Source organism: Klebsiella sp. K47 (assembly GCF_051858335.1).
Classification (GTDB): Bacteria; Pseudomonadota; Gammaproteobacteria; order Enterobacterales; family Enterobacteriaceae; genus Klebsiella; species Klebsiella pneumoniae.
This window is the reverse complement of record NZ_JBPYUI010000005.1, coordinates 57,033-78,220: the sequence shown is the minus strand read 5'-3', so window position 1 is coordinate 78,220 and position 21,188 is coordinate 57,033. Positions and strand designations below refer to the sequence as shown.

The following is a 21,188-nucleotide window of genomic DNA, read 5'->3' as shown; positions in this document are numbered from 1 at the left end:
GTGCATGGAGAGAAATGTCACGCTGGACTTTGTCCGCGGCGTCGCCATCCTCGGTATCCTGCTTCTCAATATCAGCGCCTTCGGCTTGCCGAAGGCCGCTTATCTCAATCCCGCCTGGTCAGGAAGCGCGTCCCTTAGCGATGCCTGGACCTGGGCGCTCCTCGACCTGCTGGCGCAGGTGAAGTTTCTCACCCTGTTCGCGCTGCTGTTTGGCGCCGGTCTTCAGCTATTGCTTCCGCGAGGGAAGCGCTGGATCCAGTCGCGGCTGACGCTGCTGGCGCTGCTCGGTTTCATTCACGGTCTTTTTTTCTGGGATGGCGATATTCTGCTGGCCTATGCCCTGGTGGGGCTGGTGAGCTGGCGCATGGTGCGTGAGGCGCACCATGTCAAATCGCTGTTCAACACCGGGGTGGTGCTCTACCTCACCGGCATTGCGGTGCTGGTCCTGTTGGGGCTGATCTCCGGGACCGCGGCGAATCGCTCGTGGGCGCCGGACGCGGCGAACCTGCAGTATGAGCAGTACTGGAAGCTGCACGGTGGCATGGAGGCGGTCAGCAACCGGGCGGATATGCTATCTGACAATCTGCTGGCGCTGGGCGCGCAGTATGGCTGGCAGCTGGCTGGGATGATGCTGATGGGCGCGGCGCTGATGCGCAGCGGCTGGCTGAAGGGGCAGTTTAGCCTGCGTCACTACCGGCGTACCGGCGCGCTGCTGGTGGCGGCCGGCATGGCGGTCAATCTGCCGGCAATATTCGCCCAGTGGTATCTGGCCTGGGACTATCGCTGGTGCGCGTTTTTACTGCAGGCGCCGCGCGAACTTAGCGCCCCGCTGCAGGCTATCGGCTATGCCGCGCTGGCCTGGGGCTACTGGCCGCAGCTCTGCCGTTTCCGCCTGGTGGGCGCTATCGCCTGCGTCGGACGCATGGCGCTGACCAACTACCTGCTGCAGACCCTGATCTGCACCACCCTGTTTTATCATCTTGGGCTGTTTATGCGCTTCGATCGTCTGCAGCTGCTGGCCTTTGTCCCCCCCATCTGGGCCGTTAACCTCCTTGTCTCATCGCTCTGGCTGCGCCGCTTCCGCCAGGGGCCGGTGGAATGGCTGTGGCGTCAGTTAACCCTGCGTGCGTCAGGCACATCATTGAAAGATACATCCAGATAACGATCTCGATCACAATCATTAACAAAACGGATGTAAACGTTTCCAGCCGTGTGACCTCACTCACGCAGCGGACCGCGGGTCGCTGCCAGAATATCCTCCTTGCTAAGCACAGGAGGTGAATGTGACGTGCTGTAATTCTCTTAAGGTCGCTGAGTATGATCACCATTCGTGATGTCGCCCGCCAGGCGGGCGTTTCCGTGGCCACCGTGTCGCGGGTGCTGAATAACAGCGCGCTGGTGAGTCCGGATACGCGCGACGTGGTGATGAAAGCGGTGACCCAACTGGGCTACCGGCCCAACGCCAACGCCCAGGCGCTGGCCACCCAGGTCAGCGATACCATCGGCGTGGTGGTGATGGACGTCTCCGACGCCTTCTTCGGCGCGCTGGTGAAAGCAGTGGATACCGTTGCTCAGCAGCATCAGAAATATGTGCTGATCGGCAACAGCTATCACGAGGCGGAAAAAGAGCGTCACGCCATCGAGGTGCTGATCCGTCAGCGCTGCTCGGCGCTGATAGTCCATTCGAAAGCGCTGAGCGATGATGAACTGAGCGACTTTATGCAACATATCCCGGGGATGGTGCTGATCAACCGCATCGTGCCGGGGTATGCCCATCGCTGCGTCGGACTCGACAACGTCAGCGGCGCGCTGATGGCCACCCGTATGCTGCTCAATCATGGTCACCAGCGCATCGGCTATCTCTCCTCAAACCACGGCATTGAAGATGACGATATGCGCCGGGAAGGGTGGAGCAAAGCGCTGCAGGAGCAAGGCATCATCGCCCCGGACAGCTGGATCGGTTCCGGCTCCCCGGATATGCAGGGCGGTGAAGCGGCGATGGTCGAACTGCTGGGGCGCAATCTCGGCCTCACCGCGGTGTTTGCCTATAACGACAGCATGGCGGCCGGCGCGCTGACGACGCTGAAGGACAACGGCATTGTCGTGCCGCAGCATCTGTCGCTGATTGGCTTTGATGATATTCCTATTTCCCGTTACACCGATCCTCAGCTCACCACCGTGCGCTATCCGGTAATGTCGATGGCAAAGCTGGCCACCGAGCTGGCGCTGCTGGGGGCGGCCGGCAAGCTGGATCGCGAGGCAACGCACTGCTTTATGCCGACGCTGGTGCGCCGTCATTCCGTTGCCCAGCGGCAAACTGTGGGGCCGATCACTAACTGACGCGATCGCGGGATGTAACCGCTTTCAATTTGTGAGTAAATTCACAGTATATTAACATTCGCCTGATTATGATGGCAGCGTTTACCAGTCTGAACCACGAGGTGATGGATATTCCTCACTTTATTTAGTAGGAACAAGGCGTTAAACGAGTTTTACAGTCGTATTTTTCTGGAGCGTTACCCGACACGGAAGACCGAATTTTCGTCGTGAAATGCGTTGTGCGGTAACACTAATGCAACAAATCCCGCCTGCATTTTCTCACAATAATGACCCTGCATAATAAAACCGGAGATTCCATGAATAAGAAGGTGTTTACCCTGTCTGCTGTAATGGCTGGTCTGTTATTTGGCGCCGCCGCACACGCAGCAGATACCCGTATCGGCGTGACGATTTATAAATATGACGACAACTTTATGTCGGTAGTGCGTAAGGCGATTGAAAAAGATGGCAAATCCGCGCCAGACGTCCAGCTATTGATGAATGATTCGCAGAACGACCAGTCGAAACAAAACGATCAGATTGACGTGCTGCTGGCGAAAGGCGTGAAGGCGCTGGCGATTAACCTGGTTGACCCGGCCGCCGCAGGTACGGTGATTGAAAAGGCGCGCGGGCAGAATATTCCGGTGGTGTTCTTCAACAAAGAGCCTTCCCGCAAAGCGCTGGATAGTTATGACAAGGCTTATTACGTCGGTACCGACTCGAAAGAGTCCGGGATTATTCAGGGCGATCTGATCGCCAAGCACTGGAAAGCCAACCCGAACTGGGATCTGAATAAAGACGGTCAGATCCAGTACGTCCTGCTGAAAGGCGAGCCGGGCCATCCGGATGCGGAAGCGCGTACCACTTACGTTATTAAAGAGCTGAATGATAAAGGTCTGAAGACCCAGCAGCTGCAGCTGGATACCGCGATGTGGGATACCGCCCAGGCGAAAGACAAAATGGACGCCTGGCTCTCCGGCCCGAATGCCAACAAGATTGAAGTGGTGATCGCTAACAACGACGCCATGGCGATGGGCGCGGTTGAAGCGCTGAAAGCGCACAACAAGAGCAGCATTCCGGTGTTCGGCGTTGATGCCCTGCCGGAAGCCCTGGCGCTGGTGAAATCCGGCGCGATGGCCGGTACTGTGCTGAACGATGCCAACAATCAGGCGAAAGCGACCTTCGAGCTGGCGAAAAACCTTGCCGACGGGAAAGACGCCGCGGCAGGCACCAACTGGAAAATTGACAACAAGATTGTTCGCGTCCCCTACGTGGGCGTCGATAAAGACAACCTGAGCCAGTTTACCGGCAAATAATCGTGATGTGAGTTGCGGGCGTGGGTTATCCACGCCCGATTATTCCTGATACAGAACCAGACTCCTGCTGGCGCTAGTGCGCCGGACGGGGCTTGCATGAACGCAGCCAGGTATAACTATGGTCAGCAATAATAGCGAACGGTCAGGCGAATATTTGTTGGAGATGAGCAATATCAACAAATCGTTTCCTGGCGTCAAGGCTCTTGATAATGTCAACCTGAAGGTTCGTCCGCACTCCATTCATGCGTTAATGGGTGAGAACGGCGCCGGTAAATCGACATTATTAAAATGCCTTTTTGGGATCTATCAAAAAGATTCCGGTAGCATTCTTTTTCAGGGAAAAGAGATCGATTTCCATTCGGCGAAAGAAGCCCTGGAAAACGGTATTTCGATGGTGCATCAGGAATTAAACCTGGTATTACAGCGTTCGGTCATGGATAACATGTGGCTCGGGCGCTATCCAACTAAAGGCATGTTTGTCGATCAGGACAAAATGTACCGGGATACCAAGGCCATTTTTGATGAGCTGGATATTGATATCGATCCGCGCGCCCGCGTCGGTACCTTATCGGTATCTCAGATGCAGATGATTGAGATCGCGAAGGCGTTTTCCTATGACGCCAAAATCGTCATCATGGATGAGCCGACGTCATCGCTGACGGAAAAAGAGGTCAACCATCTGTTTAAGATCATCCGTAAGCTGAAAGATCGCGGCTGCGGTATCGTCTATATCTCGCATAAAATGGAAGAAATTTTCCAGTTGTGCGATGAAATAACCATCCTGCGCGACGGCCAGTGGATCGCCACCCAGCCGCTGGAAGGGCTGGATATGGATAAGATCATCGCCATGATGGTCGGGCGTTCGCTTAACCAGCGTTTTCCGGATCGCGAAAACACTCCGGGCGAAGTGATCCTCCAGGTGCGCAATCTCACCTCGCTGCGCCAGCCCTCCATTCGCGATGTCTCCTTTGACCTGCATAAGGGCGAAATTCTCGGTATCGCCGGCCTGGTGGGCGCTAAACGCACCGACATCGTGGAGACCCTGTTCGGCATCCGTGAGAAGGCCAGCGGCACCATCACGCTGCACGGCAAGAAGATCAACAACCACAGCGCCAACGAGGCGATTAACCACGGTTTTGCGCTGGTGACCGAGGAGCGGCGCTCTACCGGGATTTACGCCTATCTGGATATCGGGTTTAACTCGCTGATCTCCAATATTAAGAAATATAAAAACAGCGTCGGCTTGCTGGATAACTCGCGAATGAAGAGCGATACCCAATGGGTTATTGACTCGATGCGCGTCAAAACCCCCGGTCAGCATACGCAGATTGGCTCGCTTTCCGGTGGTAACCAGCAAAAGGTCATTATAGGCCGCTGGCTGCTGACCCAGCCGGAGATCCTGATGCTGGATGAGCCAACGCGCGGTATCGACGTCGGCGCCAAGTTTGAAATCTATCAGCTGATTGCCGAACTGGCTAAAAAAGACAAAGGGATCATTATTATTTCTTCCGAAATGCCGGAACTGCTGGGGATTACCGACCGCATTCTGGTGATGAGCAACGGCCTGGTCGCGGGCATTGTTGAGACTAAAACCACTACGCAAAACGAAATACTGCGTCTTGCGTCATTGCACCTTTAAGATCAGGGGCTTCACATGAGTGCGTTAAATAAAAAGAGTTTTCTCACTTACCTGAAAGAGGGTGGGATATATGTTGTCCTTCTGGTCCTGCTGGCCATTATTATTTTCCAGGATCCGACATTTTTAAGTCTGCTCAACCTGAGTAATATTCTGACCCAGTCCTCGGTGCGTATTATTATTGCCCTCGGCGTGGCCGGACTTATCGTCACGCAGGGGACCGACCTCTCCGCCGGCCGTCAGGTGGGTCTGGCGGCGGTGATTGCCGCCACCATGCTGCAGGCGGTGGATAATGCCAATAAGGTATTCCCGGATATGGCGACCATGCCGATCCCGCTGGTGATCCTGCTGGTGTGCGCCATCGGGGCGGTCATCGGCCTGATTAACGGGATCGTCATTGCCTACCTGAACGTGACGCCGTTTATTACCACTCTCGGCACCATGATTATCGTCTACGGCATTAACTCGCTGTACTACGACTTCGTGGGCGCGTCGCCGATCTCCGGCTTCGACAGCCACTTCTCCCATTTCGCGCAGGGGTTTGTGGCGCTGGGCTCCTTCCGCCTGTCCTACATTACCTTCTACGCGCTGATTGCCGTCTTCTTTGTCTGGATCCTGTGGAACAAGACGCGCTTTGGCAAAAACATTTTTGCTATCGGCGGTAACCCGGAAGCGGCGAAGGTCTCCGGGGTTAACGTAGCGTTAAACCTGCTGATGATCTATGCCCTCTCCGGCGTGTTCTACGCCTTCGGCGGCCTGCTGGAAGCCGGACGTATCGGTTCGGCGACCAATAACCTCGGCTTTATGTATGAACTGGACGCCATCGCCGCCTGTGTGGTGGGCGGCGTATCGTTCAGCGGCGGGGTAGGGACCGTATTCGGCGTGGTGACCGGGGTGATAATCTTCACCGTCATCAACTACGGCCTGACCTATATCGGCGTCAACCCTTACTGGCAGTACATTATTAAGGGGGCGATTATTATCTTCGCCGTGGCGCTGGACTCCCTGAAATACGCCCGTAAGAAATAAGGTTGAACGCATCAAAAACCCGCGCCTGGCGCGGGTTTTTTTATATCTGAAACGAATGCGTTGATGGAGGCTACTTTTCTTTCTGCAGCTCCAGCAGCTGCTCCGGGGTCACGGCCGGGTAGGACTGGGCGTCATCCGGCACGTCATGCTGCTGCGCCGGAATCGGGATGAGAGGGCCGAGAAAGCGCGGTTCCCGTTTGAAGATATAGAGGTCCGCCAGCGCGCCAAAGCGGGCGCCGAACTCGCGCAGCCGCACGCTCCACATATCCTTCGGCGACGGCACCGCGTAGCACTGGGCCTGGATCCCCATATGCAGGGCGATAAACAGCGCCCGTTCGCAGTGGAAGCGCTGGGTGATGATAATGAAGTCGTTGGTGTCGAACACTTTCCGGGTACGGACGATCGAGTCGAGGGTACGGAAACCGGCATAGTCCAGTACGATATCCGCGGGATCGACGCCGCCTTTAATCAGGTCCCGACGCATGGTCATCGGTTCATTGTAGCTTTGCAGAGCATTATCGCCGCTCAGCAGGAGATAGTTGACCTTGCCGCTGTTGTAGGCGTTCAGCGCACCCTGGATGCGGTAACGGTAATACTGATTGATGACGCCGGTGCGGTAATATTTGGCGGTGCCCAGCACCACTCCGACCTGACGGTAGGGCAGGTCCTGCAGTTCATCATAGATATAGGGCGCGGTTTTCCAGCTCATCCAGCGGTCAAGGCCCAGCACGGTCAACAGCAGCAGGCCGAGCAGGACTAACAGGCTATAGAACGCACGCTTTAACATGAACTTGGCTCAATAATAGACAACGGAGTCTTCAGGCTACTTTACCCGCCGGGTAAGCGCAAGAAACCCGCGTTTGATTGCGGGGATTTTCAGCAATATAGACAGATCGCCGAATGCAGGCCGGGTAAGGCGTGAGCCGACACCCGGCATAGGGATCTTCAGGTCGCCATGGCGCGAACCGTAGGTCGGGTAAGCGTAGCGCCACCCGACACCTAACGGTATAAAAAGTCGGCCGGATAAGCCGAAGACGCCGTCCGGCAATCTGCTCAGGCTGATCAACCTAACAGGACGCGCTCAATATTGTGGCAGCCCAGCGCCTTCAGGGTGGCGACGGTGGCATCCCACTGGATCAGCGCCGCGTCGGCTTTCTCCGCCAGGATTGCCCGCTGGATAGCGGGATAATCATAGCCGTTGAGGCTCAGGAGATTCAGCGCCCCCTGCAGCGGCGGCAGCGTCGGGTTGAACGCTGCGTTTTCCGCATAGCTACCGCTGAAAATGGTACCGTCTTTCAGCTCCAGCGCCACGCCGGAAGGCGAGTGGCTGTAGGGCGCATGGCAGCGGTTGGCGGCCTGAATAGCTGCCTGGGTTAGGGCATCGCCGCTGACCGGGAAGCCATGGTCCTGTTCATCCATCAGCAGGGTTTTGATCTCGAGGTCTTTCGGGCCAAAGGCGTCCGGCAGATAGTGCTCCAGGGCATGCGCTTCGCGACCCGGCAGATGAATGCGCAGCGCCAGCCCGCTGTTCAGTTCGTTCATAAACTGACGGCAATGACCGCACGGCGTGTAGTTCACCGTGATAGCGCGCAGGGAGGTCTCGCCGCGCAGCCAGGCGTGGCTGATGGCGCTCTGTTCCGCGTGAACGGTCTGCTGCATGGTAGCGCCGAGAAACTCCATATTGCCGCCAAAGTACCAGCGGCCGCTGACGCCGCGGGCGATAGCCCCGACGTTAAAATGAGAAAGGTCGGGGCGCGCGCAGGCAGCGGCAAGCGGCAGTAGCGCAAAAGCCAGCGCGTCTTCGTCCAGACCTGTCGCATGCTGCAGCGTCGCCACCTGATCGGCTTCGAGCAGCGCCGGGAAATGCGGGTCGGCGAGTATCGGGGCGATGGCCGCCTGCAGATCTGCTGCCAGAGTCGTCAAAGCAGCTTGAAAACGTGAGTGCATAGCGTTGCCTCATAACAGTGTAATGGGAAGCCAGTGTACGGGCGGCCAGCGGTTCCATATGTGATGAATGTCTCATTCTTTATGCAACTCCGATTTGTTGCATTAAAAAATGTGATTTAAATCACGATTAACCTACCACTGCGAGGATCAGCGGAAATAAGAACGGCGCCATCAACGAGGTGATGATCCCGCATAGCACCAGCGCCAGTGAGCTAAACGCGCCTTCCTGATAGTCCAGCTCGGCGCAGCGGGCGGTGCCGAGGGCGTGCGAGGCGGTGCCCATTGACAGGCCGCGCGACGCTTTGGTGCGAATGCGCATCAGGTTAAGCAACGTATGCCCAAATACCGCGCCGAGGATGCCGACAAAAATTACGCACACGGCGCTGATGGCCGGAATGCCGCCGATGCTGCCGCTAACCGCCATAGCAATCGGCGTAGTGACTGACTTAGGCAGAATAGAGGCGGCGATTTGCGGCGTGGCGCCCATCAGCAGAGCGACGGTGGTGCCGGTGATCATCGCCACGCAGCTGCCGATAAAGCAGATGGTAATGATAGATTTCCAGCGGGCGCGGATCTGGTGCAGCTGTTCATACAGCGGGAACGCAAGGGCCACTACCGCCGGCTGCAGCAGATCGTTCAGGACTTTGCTGCCGGCAAAATAACGCTCATAGGAGATCCCGGTCAGCAGAAGAAATGGAATAATCACCACCATCGCCACCAGCAGCGGGTTGAGCAGCGGGAACTTAAAGCGGGCCGCCAGTTTGCGGGCGAGAAAAAAGACGATCAGGGTTAGCGGTAGCGACCACCAGATTTCATGCATCATTCTTCTTTTCCTTTTTGGCCAATCACTTTACGTTCGCCATGCACCAAATGGGAGCTCCAGCTCACCACTACAAACACCACCAGCGTACTGATGGCGCAGGAGATAACGACAGGCCCCAGCTGGGCGCGCAGTAGATCCCAGTACTGCATCACCCCAACGCCGATCGGCACGAACAGCAGCGCCATATAGCGGATCAGGATATTGCAGCCGGGGTTGACCCATTGCGGCGGCATAATTTGCAGCGCCAGCAGCACGAAGAGGATCAGCATGCCGATGATGCTGCCGGGGATAGTGATAGGCAGCAGCCCGGCGATAAAAATTCCGCCGTACAGGCAGGCGTAAATCAGGACGAAAGCCCGCAGGTACTGCCAGATAATAGTCAGCGATTTACTCATGGTAATAACCCTTGATGAAGTGCATTCATCATACAATTAATCCCTAAAATGTGCTACCGATCACATCATGAATTCTATGCATAGCGCTGATAGCTTACGGGAACCATAGTCTTACCCGTCAGGGCCCGACACCTTGCGGCTCAGGCGGGATCGCTCCCCACGCTACCTTGCTGGATGAGGCGCGGCAAATAAAGGCGAATGGGACGCCACAGACCTCTGTAAAGCATAGAGATTATCTCGCCGCTTTGCCGCATCGAGCGTGCGGGGAACGGCGTGCGTCTGGTCCGACGCATTGAGCGCTTTCAACCAGCGCCCGGAGGCGCTACCATAGCGCCTCTTTTTTTTCCGGGTAACGATATGCGTGTTCTACTGGCGCCGATGGAAGGCGTGCTCGATTCGCTGGTGCGTGAGCTGCTGACCGAGGTTAACGATTACGATCTCTGCATCACCGAATTTCTGCGCGTGGTGGATCAACTGCTGCCGGTAAAATCGTTCTACAGGCTATGCCCGGAACTGCATCACCAGAGCCGCACGCCGTCCGGCACCCGCGTACGCGTCCAGCTGCTGGGACAATATCCCGAGTGGCTGGCGGAAAATGCCGCCCGCGCGGTGGCGCTGGGTTCATGGGGGGTGGATTTAAACTGCGGCTGTCCGTCGAAGCTGGTAAACGGCAGCGGCGGCGGGGCAACGCTGCTGAAAGATCCAGAGCTGATCTATCGCGGCGCGAAAGCCATGCGAGAGGCGGTTCCCGAGCATCTGCCGGTGACGGTGAAAGTTCGTCTTGGCTGGGACAGCGGTGAACGGCGCTTTGAAATCGCCGACGCGGTGCAGCAGGCGGGGGCCAGCGAACTGGTGGTTCACGGCCGTACCAAAGAAGATGGCTACAAAGCCGAACGCATCAACTGGCAGGCGATCGGCGAGATCCGCCAGCGCCTGACTATCCCGGTGGTCGCCAACGGTGAAATCTGGGACTGGCAAAGCGCCCAGGATTGTATGGCTGTCACCGGCTGCGATTCGGTGATGATTGGCCGCGGGGCGCTCAATGTGCCGAACCTCAGCCGGGTGATCAAATACAACGAACCGCGCATGCCGTGGCCGCAGGTGGTCCAGCTGTTGCAAAAATATACCCGCCTGGAAAAGCAGGGTGATACCGGCCTGTATCATGTGGCAAGAATTAAGCAGTGGTTAGGCTATTTACGCAAGGAATATACCGAGGCGCTGACCCTGTTTAATGAAATTCGCGCCCTGCAAACGTCTGCTGAAATAGCGGCGGCGATCGGCCGCTATTAACCGCCATACTGTTATTCGCTTCACATATTATTACTTGCATGCCTGTTGATGATAGGCATGGGTTGAATAAAGTGATAATGTGCGGTCAATCAATTCAGGATTGCTACTGAACTCAGGCAAAACCTAAGCACTTTCGTCATTCGTGGCGCAAAGTGCTTAGGTTTTTTTTTGGTAAAAATTCAGGGTGGATAAAATGATGATGTAAAACAATGAGATGTGAATAACGATTTCTCTGGCATTGTCGCGGTTTTATTACCGACGGACGCTTTTTGCCATTCATTTTTAAAAAAAGAAAACGGGTAAATAAATAGCCTGGGGATCCCCATTGTTTTTATTCAGTCACGGTGGATATCACAATGCATAACAAAAAAATAAATCAGCTTTTGATCGGCGCTATGCTGGCGGCCATGGCGCCTGCCGTGAGCGCCGCGGACATCCCGGCGTGGAACGGCAGCGCGCTGGGGTTTGAAGCCGGGCAGCAAGGGCTGCTGGGCGATATGCTAGGCATTCGTCCGATCCTTGAAGAAAACGGCTTTCATTATAATCTCGGCTATCTTAACGAGATGGCCTACAACGCCGGCGGCGGTAATGACCATGATAAACACCTGGCCTATATTGACCAGGTGGCGCTGACCTTTACCCAGGATCTGGAGCGCTGGACCGGCATACCGGATGCGCGTCTCGAAGGCAACATCGTCAACCGCAACCACGATGATAATCTCACCACGAAACGGCTGCAGGATCCGCGGGTGAGTTTCAACGATCTATCGCAGGAGAGCTGGGGCGGCGGGTCGATTACCCGCCTTGGCTGGCTCACCTTTGCCCGCAGCTTTGACGACCGCCGCCTGACCTGGCGCATCGGCATGATGAACAAGGTGCAAACCTTCGACCAGATCATTCCCTGCGATTTTCAGCTGCTGACCCAGTGCGGTGGGAAATCGGCCAACTCGCTGACCTGGAATAACTGGAACATTCACACCTGGGGCACCACCCTGGAGTACAAGCTGACGCCGACAGTCACCCTGAAAGGCGGGGTGATGGAGCAAAACCCGCAGGCTACCGCGCGCAGCCACGCGTGGAGCTGGTCGACGAAGGGTAGCAAAGGCATCTTACTGCCGATGGAGATCGAAACCCGTCCGCTGATTAATGGCCTGCCGGGAGCCTATAACCTTGGCGTTGTCTGGACTAACGCGCCGCAGAGCGACCTCTACAGCGGTAAATCCGGCGGCGCCGGGGCGACCGATCCGCAAGGTTACGCCGAGCACGACAGCACCTGGTTTATGTACGCCGGCCTGAACCAGCAGATCACCCGCCACGCCGACGACCCGCTGCGGGGAATGAGCGTCTCACTGAGCGGCAGCCTCAGCGACCAGCGCAGCAACTATATCCACTCCGCCGTCGCCGCCTCAATGCGCTACCGCGGTCTGTTTGACGCCCGCCCGGAGGACTGGATTGGCTTCGGCCTGACGTGGATCGACATGAGCAGCCACTACGCACGTAATCAGCGCTATATGAATCAGATAAGCGGCGCCACCGACTATAACGATCCGGCTTACCAGCCGGTGGCCGGTCATTCGCTGAACGGTGAGCTCTATTATCGCTTCCGCCCGGTCTCCTGGCTGGAGCTGCAGCCGGGCCTGCAGTACTGGCACCGTCCGGGCGGCGTCGCGCAGACCCAGGACGCGTGGGTAGTGGAGTGGAAAACCGTCGTGACCTTCTGATAGTCGCGATCTTAATCACGTTTTTTCACTTGTCAGGTTGAGCGCGCAGCAGAAGTTGTTACAGTGCGGGTGTTGGATTGCAACTGCTGCGGCAGGCAAAACCTGATCACCTGGCGTTTCGTCGGGGGTCAGGTTTTTTTGTTTCTGGGGTCTATATGCAAATCGCCAAAGTACTCAATAACAATGTGGTGGTGGTTCTCGACGAGCACCGGCGCGAACAGGTGGTGATGGGGCGAGGGCTGGCCTTTCAGAAACGCCCGGGCGACGTGCTGGACGACAGTAAAATTGAAAAAGTTTTCGCCTTACAAAGCGATGAGCTGGTCGGCCGCTTAGGCGAGCTGCTCAGTCAAATACCGTTAGAAGTGATGACCACCTGCGATCGCATTATCGACCTGGCACGCGGACGGCTGGGCAAGTTACAGGAAAGTTTGTACATCACGTTAACGGATCACTGTCATTTTGCTATCGAGCGGCAGAAAAAGGGCATCGCACTGCGTAACGTGCTGCTGTGGGAGATTAAGCGGCTGTATCCGAAGGAGTTCGCGCTGGGCCAGGAGGCAAGGGCCATCATTGCTAAAAGGCTCGGCGTGGAGCTGGCGGAGGATGAAGCCGGATTTATCGCCCTGCATCTGGTGACGGCGCAGCTCAACAGCGAAATGCCGGAGGTCATGCACGTGACCCGGGTGATGCAGGAGATCCTGCAGCTGGTGAAGTATCAGCTGCAGCTTAACTACGATGAAGAGTCGCTGAGCTATCAGCGTTTCGTCACCCACCTGAAGTTTTTCGCCCAGCGGATGCTGACGCGCACGGTGGTGGAAGATGACGACGTCTCGCTGCACAGCGCGGTGAAAGATAACTACGCCAAAGCGTGGAAGTGTGCGGAAACGGTGGCGACGCATCTGCAAAAGCAGTATCAGCGGTCGCTGACCACCGAAGAAATTATGTTTCTTGCCATTCATATCGAACGGGTAAGAAAAGAGGGGCGTTAATTCTCCCCAACAAAACTGGATTGTTACTGCATGATGCAGGCAAAACCTGAGCGCGACGCCCACCGGCGTGGTTCTCGGGTTTTTTTATTTTTTACTACTCAGTCGCCGGTTGTCTGCGGGCAGCGGCAGTAAGGAAAAGAGCATGGAATATAAAGCACTCGCGCAGGATATTCTCAACCGCGTCGGCGGCAAAGAGAACATTGTGAGTCTGGTTCACTGTGCGACACGTCTGCGTTTTAAACTGAAGGATAACGGCAAAGCCGATGCCGAAGGGCTGAAGGCCAATCCGGGCGTGATTATGGTGGTGGAGAGCGGCGGCCAGTTTCAGGTGGTGATTGGCAACCACGTTCACGACGTCTGGCTGGCGGTGCGCCAGGAGGCGGGGTTAAGCGATGACAACGAACCGGTTGCCGAGGAAAAAGCGGCCAAAGGATCGGTGTTAAGCCAGCTTATCGACATCATCTCCGGCATCTTTACACCGTTTATCGGCGTGATGGCGGCAACCGGTCTGCTGAAAGGCCTGCTGGCGCTGGCGGTGACCTGCGACTGGCTTACGCCGGAGCAGGGGACTTATAAAATCTGGTTTGCCGCCAGCGACGCGCTGTTCTTTTTCTTCCCGCTGTTTCTTGGCTATACCGCCGGGAAGAAGTTTGGCGGCAACCCGTTTATCTCGATGGTGATTGGCGGGGCGTTAACCCACCCGCTGATGATTCAGGCCTTTGAGGCCAGCCAGGCGCCGGGCGCGGCGGTGGAGCACTTTCTCGGCATTCCGGTGACCTTTATCAACTACAGCTCGTCAGTGATCCCGATTATTCTCGCCTCATGGGTCTCCTGCTGGCTGGAGCGCAAGAGCAATGCGCTGTTGCCGTCATCGATGAAAAACTTCTTCAGCCCGGCCATCTGCCTGGCGGTGGTGGTCCCGCTCACCTTCCTGGTGATTGGCCCGGTCGCCACCTGGCTGAGCCATCTGCTGGCCAACGGCTACCAGTTAATTTATGCGTTTGCCCCATGGCTGGCGGGCGCGGTACTGGGCGCCATGTGGCAGGTGTGCGTTATTTTCGGCCTGCACTGGGGGCTGGTGCCGTTGATGATCAACAACATGACGGTGCTTGGTCACGACTCCATGCTGCCTATTATCCTCCCGGCGGTGATTGCCCAGGTGGGCGCCGTGCTCGGTATTTTCCTCGCCACCCGCGATGCGCGCCAGCGGGTGCTGGCCGGTTCCGCCTTCTCCGCCGGGCTGTTCGGCATCACCGAGCCGGCTATCTATGGCCTGACTCTGCCGCTGCGCCGTCCGTTTATCTTTGGCTGTGTCGCCGGGGCGATTGGCGGGGCGATCACTGCCTTTAGCAACAGTTATGCCTACTCGTTTGGCCTGCCAAACATCTTTTTCCCGGCGCAAATGATCCCGCCCGGCGGGATTGACGCCAGCGTCTGGGGCGGGCTTATCGGCACCGGCGTGGCTTTCGTGCTCGCCTGCGTGCTGACCTTCTTCGCCGGCCTGCCGCGCGCCAGCGCTGCACCAGGCGCCGTGACGGTAGCCCCGGCCTCGGCAAACGATATTCTGGCGCCGATGAGCGGCAGCGTTATCGCCCTCGAGCAGGTGCCGGATAGCACCTTCGCCAGCGGCCTGCTGGGTAAAGGGGTCGCCATTATCCCGGCGGTGGGCCAAGTGATTGCCCCGTTCCCGGGCGAAGTGGCCTCCCTGTTTCAGACTAAACACGCCATCGGCCTGCAAAGCGACAGCGGCATTGAGCTGCTGATCCACGTCGGCATCGACACGGTCAAACTCGACGGCGTGCCCTTTACCGCGCATGTGAAAGAGGGCGACAGGGTACAGGCCGGCGATCTGCTGATTGAGTTTGATCGCCAGGCGATTCTGGACGCCGGCTACGACCTGGCGACCCCGATCATTATCAGCAACAGCGACGACTACCGGGAGATTGATACGGTGGCGTCCAGCACCGTCGAAGCCGGTCAGCCGTTGTTGTCAGTCAGCCATTAATCACAGGAGAAAAAGATGAAAACATTCCCGACGGATTTTTTATGGGGCGGCGCGACCGCGGCCAATCAGGTGGAAGGTGCTTATCTGGAAGATGGCAAAGGCTTATCCACCTCCGATGTGCAGCCGCACGGCGTTTTCGGCGAAGTGGTCGAGCGCGTACCCGGCGACAGCGGCATAAAAGATGTGGCGATCGATTTTTACCATCGCTATCCGGAAGATATCGCCCTGTTTGCCGAGATGGGTTTTAACTGCCTGCGAGTCTCTATCGCCTGGACCCGCATCTACCCCAACGGCGACGACGCCGAGCCGAACGAAGCCGGCCTCGCGTTCTACGACAAGCTGTTCGACGAGATGGCGAAGCACAGCATCACCCCGCTGGTGACGCTGTCGCATTATGAAATGCCATGGGCGCTGGTAAAAAACTACGGCGGCTGGGGCAGCCGGGAGGTGATTGGCTTCTTTGAGCGCTACGCCCGGACGGTGTTCAGCCGCTATAAAAATAAGGTCAAACTGTGGCTGACCTTTAACGAAATCAATATGTCGCTGCATGCCCCGATGACCGGCGTCGGCCTGCCGGCCGGCAGCAGCAAAGGCGAGGTGTATCAGGCGATTCACCACCAGCTGGTGGCCAGCGCGCTGGCGGTCAAAGCCTGTCATGAGCTGGTGCCTGAGGGCAAAATCGGCAATATGCTGCTCGGCGGGCTGATGTATCCCCTGAGCTGCAAACCGGAGGATGTGTTCGAGACGCTGCAGGAGAACCGCAGCTGGCAGTTCTTCGGCGACGTACAGGCGCGCGGCGCGTACCCGGGCTATATGCAGCGCTATTTCCGTGACAACGGCATCGCGCTCACCATCACCGACGCCGATCGTGAAGCGCTAAAAACCACCGTCGACTTTATCTCCTTCAGCTACTACATGACCGGCTGCGTCACCGCCGACGAGGCGCTGAACCAGCAGGCGCGCGGCAATATTCTCAGCATGGTGCCGAACCCGCACCTGGCGAGCTCGGAGTGGGGCTGGCAGATAGACCCGCTGGGCCTGCGCACGCTGCTGAACGTGCTGTGGGATCGCTACCAGAAGCCGCTGTTTATCGTGGAAAACGGTCTGGGCGCCAAAGATAAGGTGGAAGCCGACGGCAGCATTAACGATGACTACCGCATCAGTTACCTGAACGACCACCTGGTGCAGGCGCGGGAAGCCATTGACGATGGCGTTGAGCTGATGGGCTTTACCAGCTGGGGACCGATTGACCTGGTGAGCGCCTCAAAGGCGGAGCTGTCGAAGCGCTACGGCTTTATCTATGTCGACCGCCATGATGACGGTACCGGCACCCTGGCGCGCAGTAAGAAGAAGAGCTTTGGCTGGTATAAAGAGGTGATTGCCAGCCGCGGCGCCAGCCTGAAAGCCTAAAGAATGCCCGCCCGGCCATCGCCGGGCGGGGGGTTAGCCCGGTTTACGCGCGCGCAGTAAAAAGGTCATCGGACGTTCTTTCTCTTCATCCAGAGCGGGTAGGGTGGTAAAGAGGTGCGGCTCGTTAAAAGATGTCTGCTCATATTCACCCCCTGAATTGATAAGGTTGTTTATTTTTAGCAAACTAATAATTTAGTCACATGCTTTACTAAACGCGTTTAATTCAATTAACTTATGATAACCAACCTGATTAAGTTATCTGACCTGTCCAATGAAATTGATATTAAATAAAAGCGTGCTGGCGGCATTGCCCCTGGCCATCGCGCTGGCTGGCTGCGCGCCATCTCATGAGGTTGCTAATCCGCCGCAGCAGCAAATTCCAGCCTCCCATGTTTCCATGGATCTCCCTGCCGCCGTGAAAAATGGCTGGCCGCAGACTGACTGGTGGAAAGATTACCATGACCCACAGCTTAATAATCTGATTCAGCGAGCGTTGGCCAACGCGCCGGATATGCAGATTGCCGAACAGCGCATCAGGCTTGCCGAAGCGCAGGCGCGAATGTCGCAGGCGAATCTTGGCCCGGAGATGGATTTCTCCGCCGATATTGAACGCCAGCGCATGTCGGCCGAAGGCCTGATGGGACCGTTTGCTACCGACACCGACGGCAATACCGGCCCGTGGTACACCAACGGTACCTTTGGCCTGACCGCCGGTTGGGATCTCGATCTGTGGGGAAAAAACCGTGCGCTGGTGAAAGCGCGTATCGGCGAGCTGAAAGCCCAGGTTGCTGAACAGGCCCAGACCCGTGAGCTGCTCTCCGGCAGCGTGGCGCGTCTGTACTGGCAGTGGCAGACGGAAGCGGCGATCAAAGCGGTGCTGCAGCAGGTGAAAAACGAGCAAAATAATATCGTGACGGTCGACAAGGCCCTGTATCAGCGCGGGATCACTAACTCCGCCGAAGGGGCGGAGAACGATATTAACGTCAGCAAAACCGACCAGCAGCTGGCGGACGTGACGGGCACGATGAAAGAGATTGAAGCGCGGCTGATGGCCCTGACCAACAGCCAGAGCCAGTCGCTAAACCTCAAACCCGCCAGCCTGCCAACGGTCAGCGCGCAGCTGCCAGATACCCTCGGCTATGAGCTGCTGGCGCGCCGCCCGGATCTGCAGGTCGCCCACTGGTATATTGAGGCGTCCCTGAGCGAAGTGGACGCGGCGAAAGCGGCATTTTATCCGGACATCAATCTGATGGCGTTCCTGCAGCAGGATGCCCTGCACTTAAGCGATCTTTTCCGCCATTCGGCGCAGCAGATGGGCGTTACTGCCGGGTTGACGCTGCCGATCTTTGACAGCGGCCGCCTTAACGCCAACCTGGATATCGCCAGCGCGCAGAATAGCCTGTCGATCGCCCAGTACAACAAAGCGGTGGTGGATGCCGTTAACCAGGTGGCGAAAACCGCCAGCCAGGTCGAAACATTAATGGCCAAAAGCCAGCAGCAGCAGCAGGTTGAAAAAGACGCTCAACGGGTAGTAGATCTGGCGCAGGCCCGAATGGCGGCGGGGATCTTACCTGGCTCCAGAGTCAGTATGGCGAAGCTCCCGGCGCTGCAGGAGCGGATCACCGCATTGCGCCTGCACGGCCAGTGGATTGACGCTAGCATTCAACTGACCTCGGCCCTCGGCGGCGGCTACCACCAGACGGTGAAGTAACCGCCAACCACGGTGCGCCCGCGGGCGCGCCGCTTAGTCTTTCTTCTTACTCTCGCGCCGCCTGAGCCACCAGTGGGCGGCCACCACCACCACCACCGCGAGGATCAGCCAGATCCAGTGCTTCAGATGGGCATCCAGATGGTGCAGCCACGGGCCAACCACCTCGCCGCCGAGATAGCCAATGGTGGTAAACAGCAGGGCCCACACCAGCGCTCCGACAATATTCAGCGGCAGGAAAATGCGCGGCGGCAGGCGGCTGGCGCCGATCAGCAGGGGGCCGATTACCCGGAAGCCATACATAAAGCGGGTGCCGATGACAAACAGCCACGGCCGGTGCTGGATCATACGCTGCGCTTTACGGATCCGCGCTTTCTGACTGGCGAAACGGCGCAGGATGCGTCCCCCGAAGCGGCGACCGACCAGATAGAGCAGCTGATCGCCAATCATCCCGCCGAGGGCGACGGCGATCACCACCAGGGGAAATTTCAGTAGCCCCTGATGCGCCGCGACGCCGCCCAGCAGGGTAATTGTCTCACCTTCCGCCATGCTGCCGACGATCAGCGCCGCGTAGCCATACTGGGAAATCAGGTGATTGATATCCATAAAAAGCTTTTCTCCTTACCTCATCACCTCTTAATCATACACCCTGCTGACCAAAACGCGGCGACGCAGAATTTTCTGTGCTGTACATAAAATAATCTACAGGGTGAATTATACTTGGATCAGTGCAGTACGAAGCCGTGACAAGGGGGACGCTATGAACCATGTCTGGGGGCTCTTCGCTCATCCCAACCGGGAAATGAGCGTGATTAAGAGCGAGAATGAAACCATTTCTCATCACTATACGCATCATGTGCTGCTGATGGCGGCGGTTCCGGTAATCTGCGCCTTTATCGGCACCACGCAGCTGGGCTGGAATTTCGGCGATGGCACCGTGATTAAACTGTCGATGCTGACCGGACTGGCGCTGGCGGTGCTGTTTTACGCCGTGATGCTCGCCGGGGTGGCGATCATGGGGCGGGTCATCTGGTGGATGGCGAGGCAGTATCCGCAGCAGCCTTCCCTGAAACGCTGCATGGTGTTTGCCGGCTACGTCGCCACCCCGCTGTTTCTGAGCGGGATTGTGGCGCTCTATCCGCTGGTCTGGCTGTGCGCGCTGGTCGGTACTATTGCGCTGTTCTATACCGGGTATCTGCTGTATCTCGGCATTCCGACCTTCCTGAGCATTAATCGGGAAGAGGGGTTAAGCTTTGCCAGCTCGACGCTAGCTATTGGGGTACTGGTGCTGGAAGTGCTGCTGGCCATCACCGTGGTGCTCTGGGGGTATGGCTACCGACTCTTCTGATCGGGCGACACGGGTAAATATGCATTGCCGGCAAATATGTATTTTATGTCGGCAATGCAGCATTTCTTCACGATTCTTATTAGGCACAGGGCCTTACGGCGCGGTATGATGGCGTTTGCCAGCGAAGTTGCCCACTTAACCTCGCGGCGTACGTTCCATAACGTGCAAAAATACTTTTCAGAATGCCCATGATGCCGAAATTTCGAGTCTCTTTGCTCAGCCTGACCTTGCTGCTGGCTGTGCCTTTTGCGCCCCAGGCGTTAGCAAAAACCCCGACGGCGGTGACCGCCTCGCAGCCGGAAATTGCCTCCGGAAGCGCCATGATCGTCGATCTGGCCACGAAAAAAATCATTTATGCCAGCCAGCCGGATCTGGTGCGCCCGATGGCGTCGATCACCAAAGTGATGACGGCCATGGTGGTGCTCGATGCCCATCTGCCGCTGGATGAGATGCTGACGGTGGATATCAGCCATACGCCGGAAATGAAGGGGATCTACTCCCGCGTGCGCCTCAACAGCCAGATTAGTCGCCGCGATATGCTGCTGCTGGCGCTGATGTCTTCCGAGAACCGCGCGGCCGCCAGCCTGGCGCATCACTATCCGGGCGGCTACGACGCTTTTATTCGCGCGATGAACGCCAAAGCCCAGGCGCTGGGCATGACCCATACCCGCTACGTGGAGCCCACCGGCCTGTCGGTGCATAACGTCTCCACCGCCCGCGATCTGACCAAACTGCTGATCGCCAGCGAGCAGTATCCGCTGATCGGCCAGCTGAGCACCACCAAAGAAGAGACCGCCACCTTCGCCCATCCGGCCTACAGCCTGCCGTTCCGCAACACCAACCATCTGGTGTATCGCGATAACTGGAACATTCAGCTGACCAAAACCGGCTTCACCAACGCTGCCGGCCACTGCCTGATTATGCGCACGGTGATTAACCAACGTCCGGTGGCGCTGGTGGTGATGGATGCCTTCGGCAAATATACCCACTTCGCTGACGCCAGCCGCTTGCGGACCTGGATTGAAACCGGGAAGGTAATGCCGGTACCCGCCTCGGCGCTGAGCTATAAAAAGCAGCGCGAAGCGCAGATGGCGGAGGCGATGCTGAAAGGCGGCGCGCAGACCGCGCAGAACGATTAATCTGCATGTCTCACGGATGGCGGCGCATTGCGCCTTATCCGGGCTACGTGATTTGGCGCCGGGTTCGCCCCTTTCGTAGGCCCGGCAAGCGCAGCGCCGCCGGGCAATCAGGC

Annotated in this window: 17 protein-coding genes and 1 pseudogene; 13 read left to right on the top strand and 5 right to left on the bottom strand. The window is 57.4% G+C overall.

The features are described from left to right. Positions 1-4 precede the first annotated feature (4 nt). The 5 genes from yeiB to mglC all read left to right on the top strand — a co-directional run bounded on the left by yeiB (position 5) and on the right by mglC (position 6,300). Positions 5-1,162, top strand: a complete 1,158-nt coding sequence (yeiB, locus tag RRF55_RS06315) for a DUF418 domain-containing protein YeiB (protein ID WP_002912921.1) — start codon at positions 5-7, stop codon at positions 1,160-1,162. Between the two features lie 155 nt (positions 1,163-1,317). Next, positions 1,318-2,340 carry an HTH-type transcriptional regulator GalS gene (galS, locus tag RRF55_RS06310; RefSeq protein WP_002912919.1) on the top strand — a complete coding sequence of 341 codons (1,023 nt, stop codon included), beginning with the start codon at positions 1,318-1,320 and terminating at the stop codon, positions 2,338-2,340. A gap of 296 nt (positions 2,341-2,636) precedes the next feature. After that, complete coding sequence (gene mglB / locus RRF55_RS06305; protein ID WP_002912878.1) at positions 2,637-3,635, top strand: galactose/glucose ABC transporter substrate-binding protein MglB; 999 nt, start codon at positions 2,637-2,639, stop codon at positions 3,633-3,635. A 118-nt stretch (positions 3,636-3,753) separates the two neighbouring features. Further along, positions 3,754-5,274 (top strand): galactose/methyl galactoside ABC transporter ATP-binding protein MglA, encoded by a 1,521-nt coding sequence (gene mglA, locus RRF55_RS06300; RefSeq protein WP_002912876.1) that lies wholly within the window; start codon positions 3,754-3,756, stop codon positions 5,272-5,274. Positions 5,275-5,289: 15 nt separating this feature from the next. Further along, positions 5,290-6,300: a galactose/methyl galactoside ABC transporter permease MglC gene (gene mglC / locus RRF55_RS06295; RefSeq protein WP_002912871.1), complete on the top strand. Its 1,011-nt coding sequence runs from the start codon at positions 5,290-5,292 to the stop codon at positions 6,298-6,300. Between the two features lie 70 nt (positions 6,301-6,370). Here the strand turns inward: mglC and sanA are convergent, their stop codons facing one another. From sanA to RRF55_RS06275, 4 genes are all read right to left on the bottom strand, one after another. Then, positions 6,371-7,087 (bottom strand): outer membrane permeability protein SanA, encoded by a 717-nt coding sequence (gene sanA / locus RRF55_RS06290; RefSeq protein WP_002912870.1) that lies wholly within the window; start codon positions 7,085-7,087, stop codon positions 6,371-6,373. Between the two features lie 275 nt (positions 7,088-7,362). Further along, complete coding sequence (gene cdd / locus RRF55_RS06285; RefSeq protein WP_064153424.1) at positions 7,363-8,247, bottom strand: cytidine deaminase; 885 nt, start codon at positions 8,245-8,247, stop codon at positions 7,363-7,365. Between the two features lie 127 nt (positions 8,248-8,374). Next, positions 8,375-9,070 (bottom strand): CidB/LrgB family autolysis modulator, encoded by a 696-nt coding sequence (locus RRF55_RS06280; RefSeq protein WP_002912867.1) that lies wholly within the window; start codon positions 9,068-9,070, stop codon positions 8,375-8,377. After that, complete coding sequence (locus RRF55_RS06275; RefSeq protein ID WP_004175078.1) at positions 9,067-9,465, bottom strand: CidA/LrgA family protein; 399 nt, start codon at positions 9,463-9,465, stop codon at positions 9,067-9,069. Before RRF55_RS06275 ends, RRF55_RS06280 begins: the two co-directional genes overlap by 4 nt. A 357-nt stretch (positions 9,466-9,822) precedes the next feature. On the opposite strand from RRF55_RS06275, the gene dusC reads away from it, so the two are divergent. The 6 genes and pseudogenes from dusC to mdtQ all read left to right on the top strand — a co-directional run bounded on the left by dusC (position 9,823) and on the right by mdtQ (position 18,591). Continuing rightward, positions 9,823-10,755, top strand: a complete 933-nt coding sequence (gene dusC, locus RRF55_RS06270) for a tRNA dihydrouridine(16) synthase DusC (RefSeq protein ID WP_002912862.1) — start codon at positions 9,823-9,825, stop codon at positions 10,753-10,755. A 356-nt stretch (positions 10,756-11,111) separates the two neighbouring features. Further along, positions 11,112-12,476, top strand: a complete 1,365-nt coding sequence (locus RRF55_RS06265; RefSeq protein WP_048332946.1) for a carbohydrate porin — start codon at positions 11,112-11,114, stop codon at positions 12,474-12,476. A gap of 155 nt (positions 12,477-12,631) precedes the next feature. Beyond that, positions 12,632-13,465: a transcriptional antiterminator BglG gene (gene bglG / locus RRF55_RS06260; RefSeq protein WP_002912842.1), complete on the top strand. Its 834-nt coding sequence runs from the start codon at positions 12,632-12,634 to the stop codon at positions 13,463-13,465. Between the two features lie 30 nt (positions 13,466-13,495). Continuing rightward, positions 13,496-15,470 (top strand): annotated as a pseudogene (bglF, locus tag RRF55_RS06255) (PTS beta-glucoside transporter subunit IIABC). 15 nt (positions 15,471-15,485) lie between these two features. Next, positions 15,486-16,880, top strand: coding sequence for a glycoside hydrolase family 1 protein (locus RRF55_RS06250; protein ID WP_023313436.1), 1,395 nt, complete (start codon positions 15,486-15,488; stop codon positions 16,878-16,880). Between the two features lie 271 nt (positions 16,881-17,151). Further along, on the top strand, positions 17,152-18,591 hold the full coding sequence (gene mdtQ / locus RRF55_RS06245) for a multidrug resistance outer membrane protein MdtQ (protein WP_004149095.1): 1,440 nt from the start codon (positions 17,152-17,154) through the stop codon (positions 18,589-18,591). 33 nt (positions 18,592-18,624) lie between these two features. On the opposite strand, the gene RRF55_RS06240 is transcribed toward mdtQ, so the two are convergent. Continuing rightward, positions 18,625-19,194, bottom strand: a complete 570-nt coding sequence (locus RRF55_RS06240; RefSeq protein WP_002912833.1) for a DedA family protein — start codon at positions 19,192-19,194, stop codon at positions 18,625-18,627. Between the two features lie 154 nt (positions 19,195-19,348). Here RRF55_RS06240 and RRF55_RS06235 point away from each other — a divergent pair, with 154 nt between their 5' ends. Further along, positions 19,349-19,936, top strand: coding sequence for a Yip1 family protein (locus RRF55_RS06235; RefSeq protein WP_002912831.1), 588 nt, complete (start codon positions 19,349-19,351; stop codon positions 19,934-19,936). Positions 19,937-20,124: 188 nt separating this feature from the next. Beyond that, positions 20,125-21,075 (top strand): D-alanyl-D-alanine endopeptidase, encoded by a 951-nt coding sequence (gene pbpG / locus RRF55_RS06230; RefSeq protein WP_004180615.1) that lies wholly within the window; start codon positions 20,125-20,127, stop codon positions 21,073-21,075. The last annotated feature ends 113 nt before the right edge of the window (positions 21,076-21,188 follow it).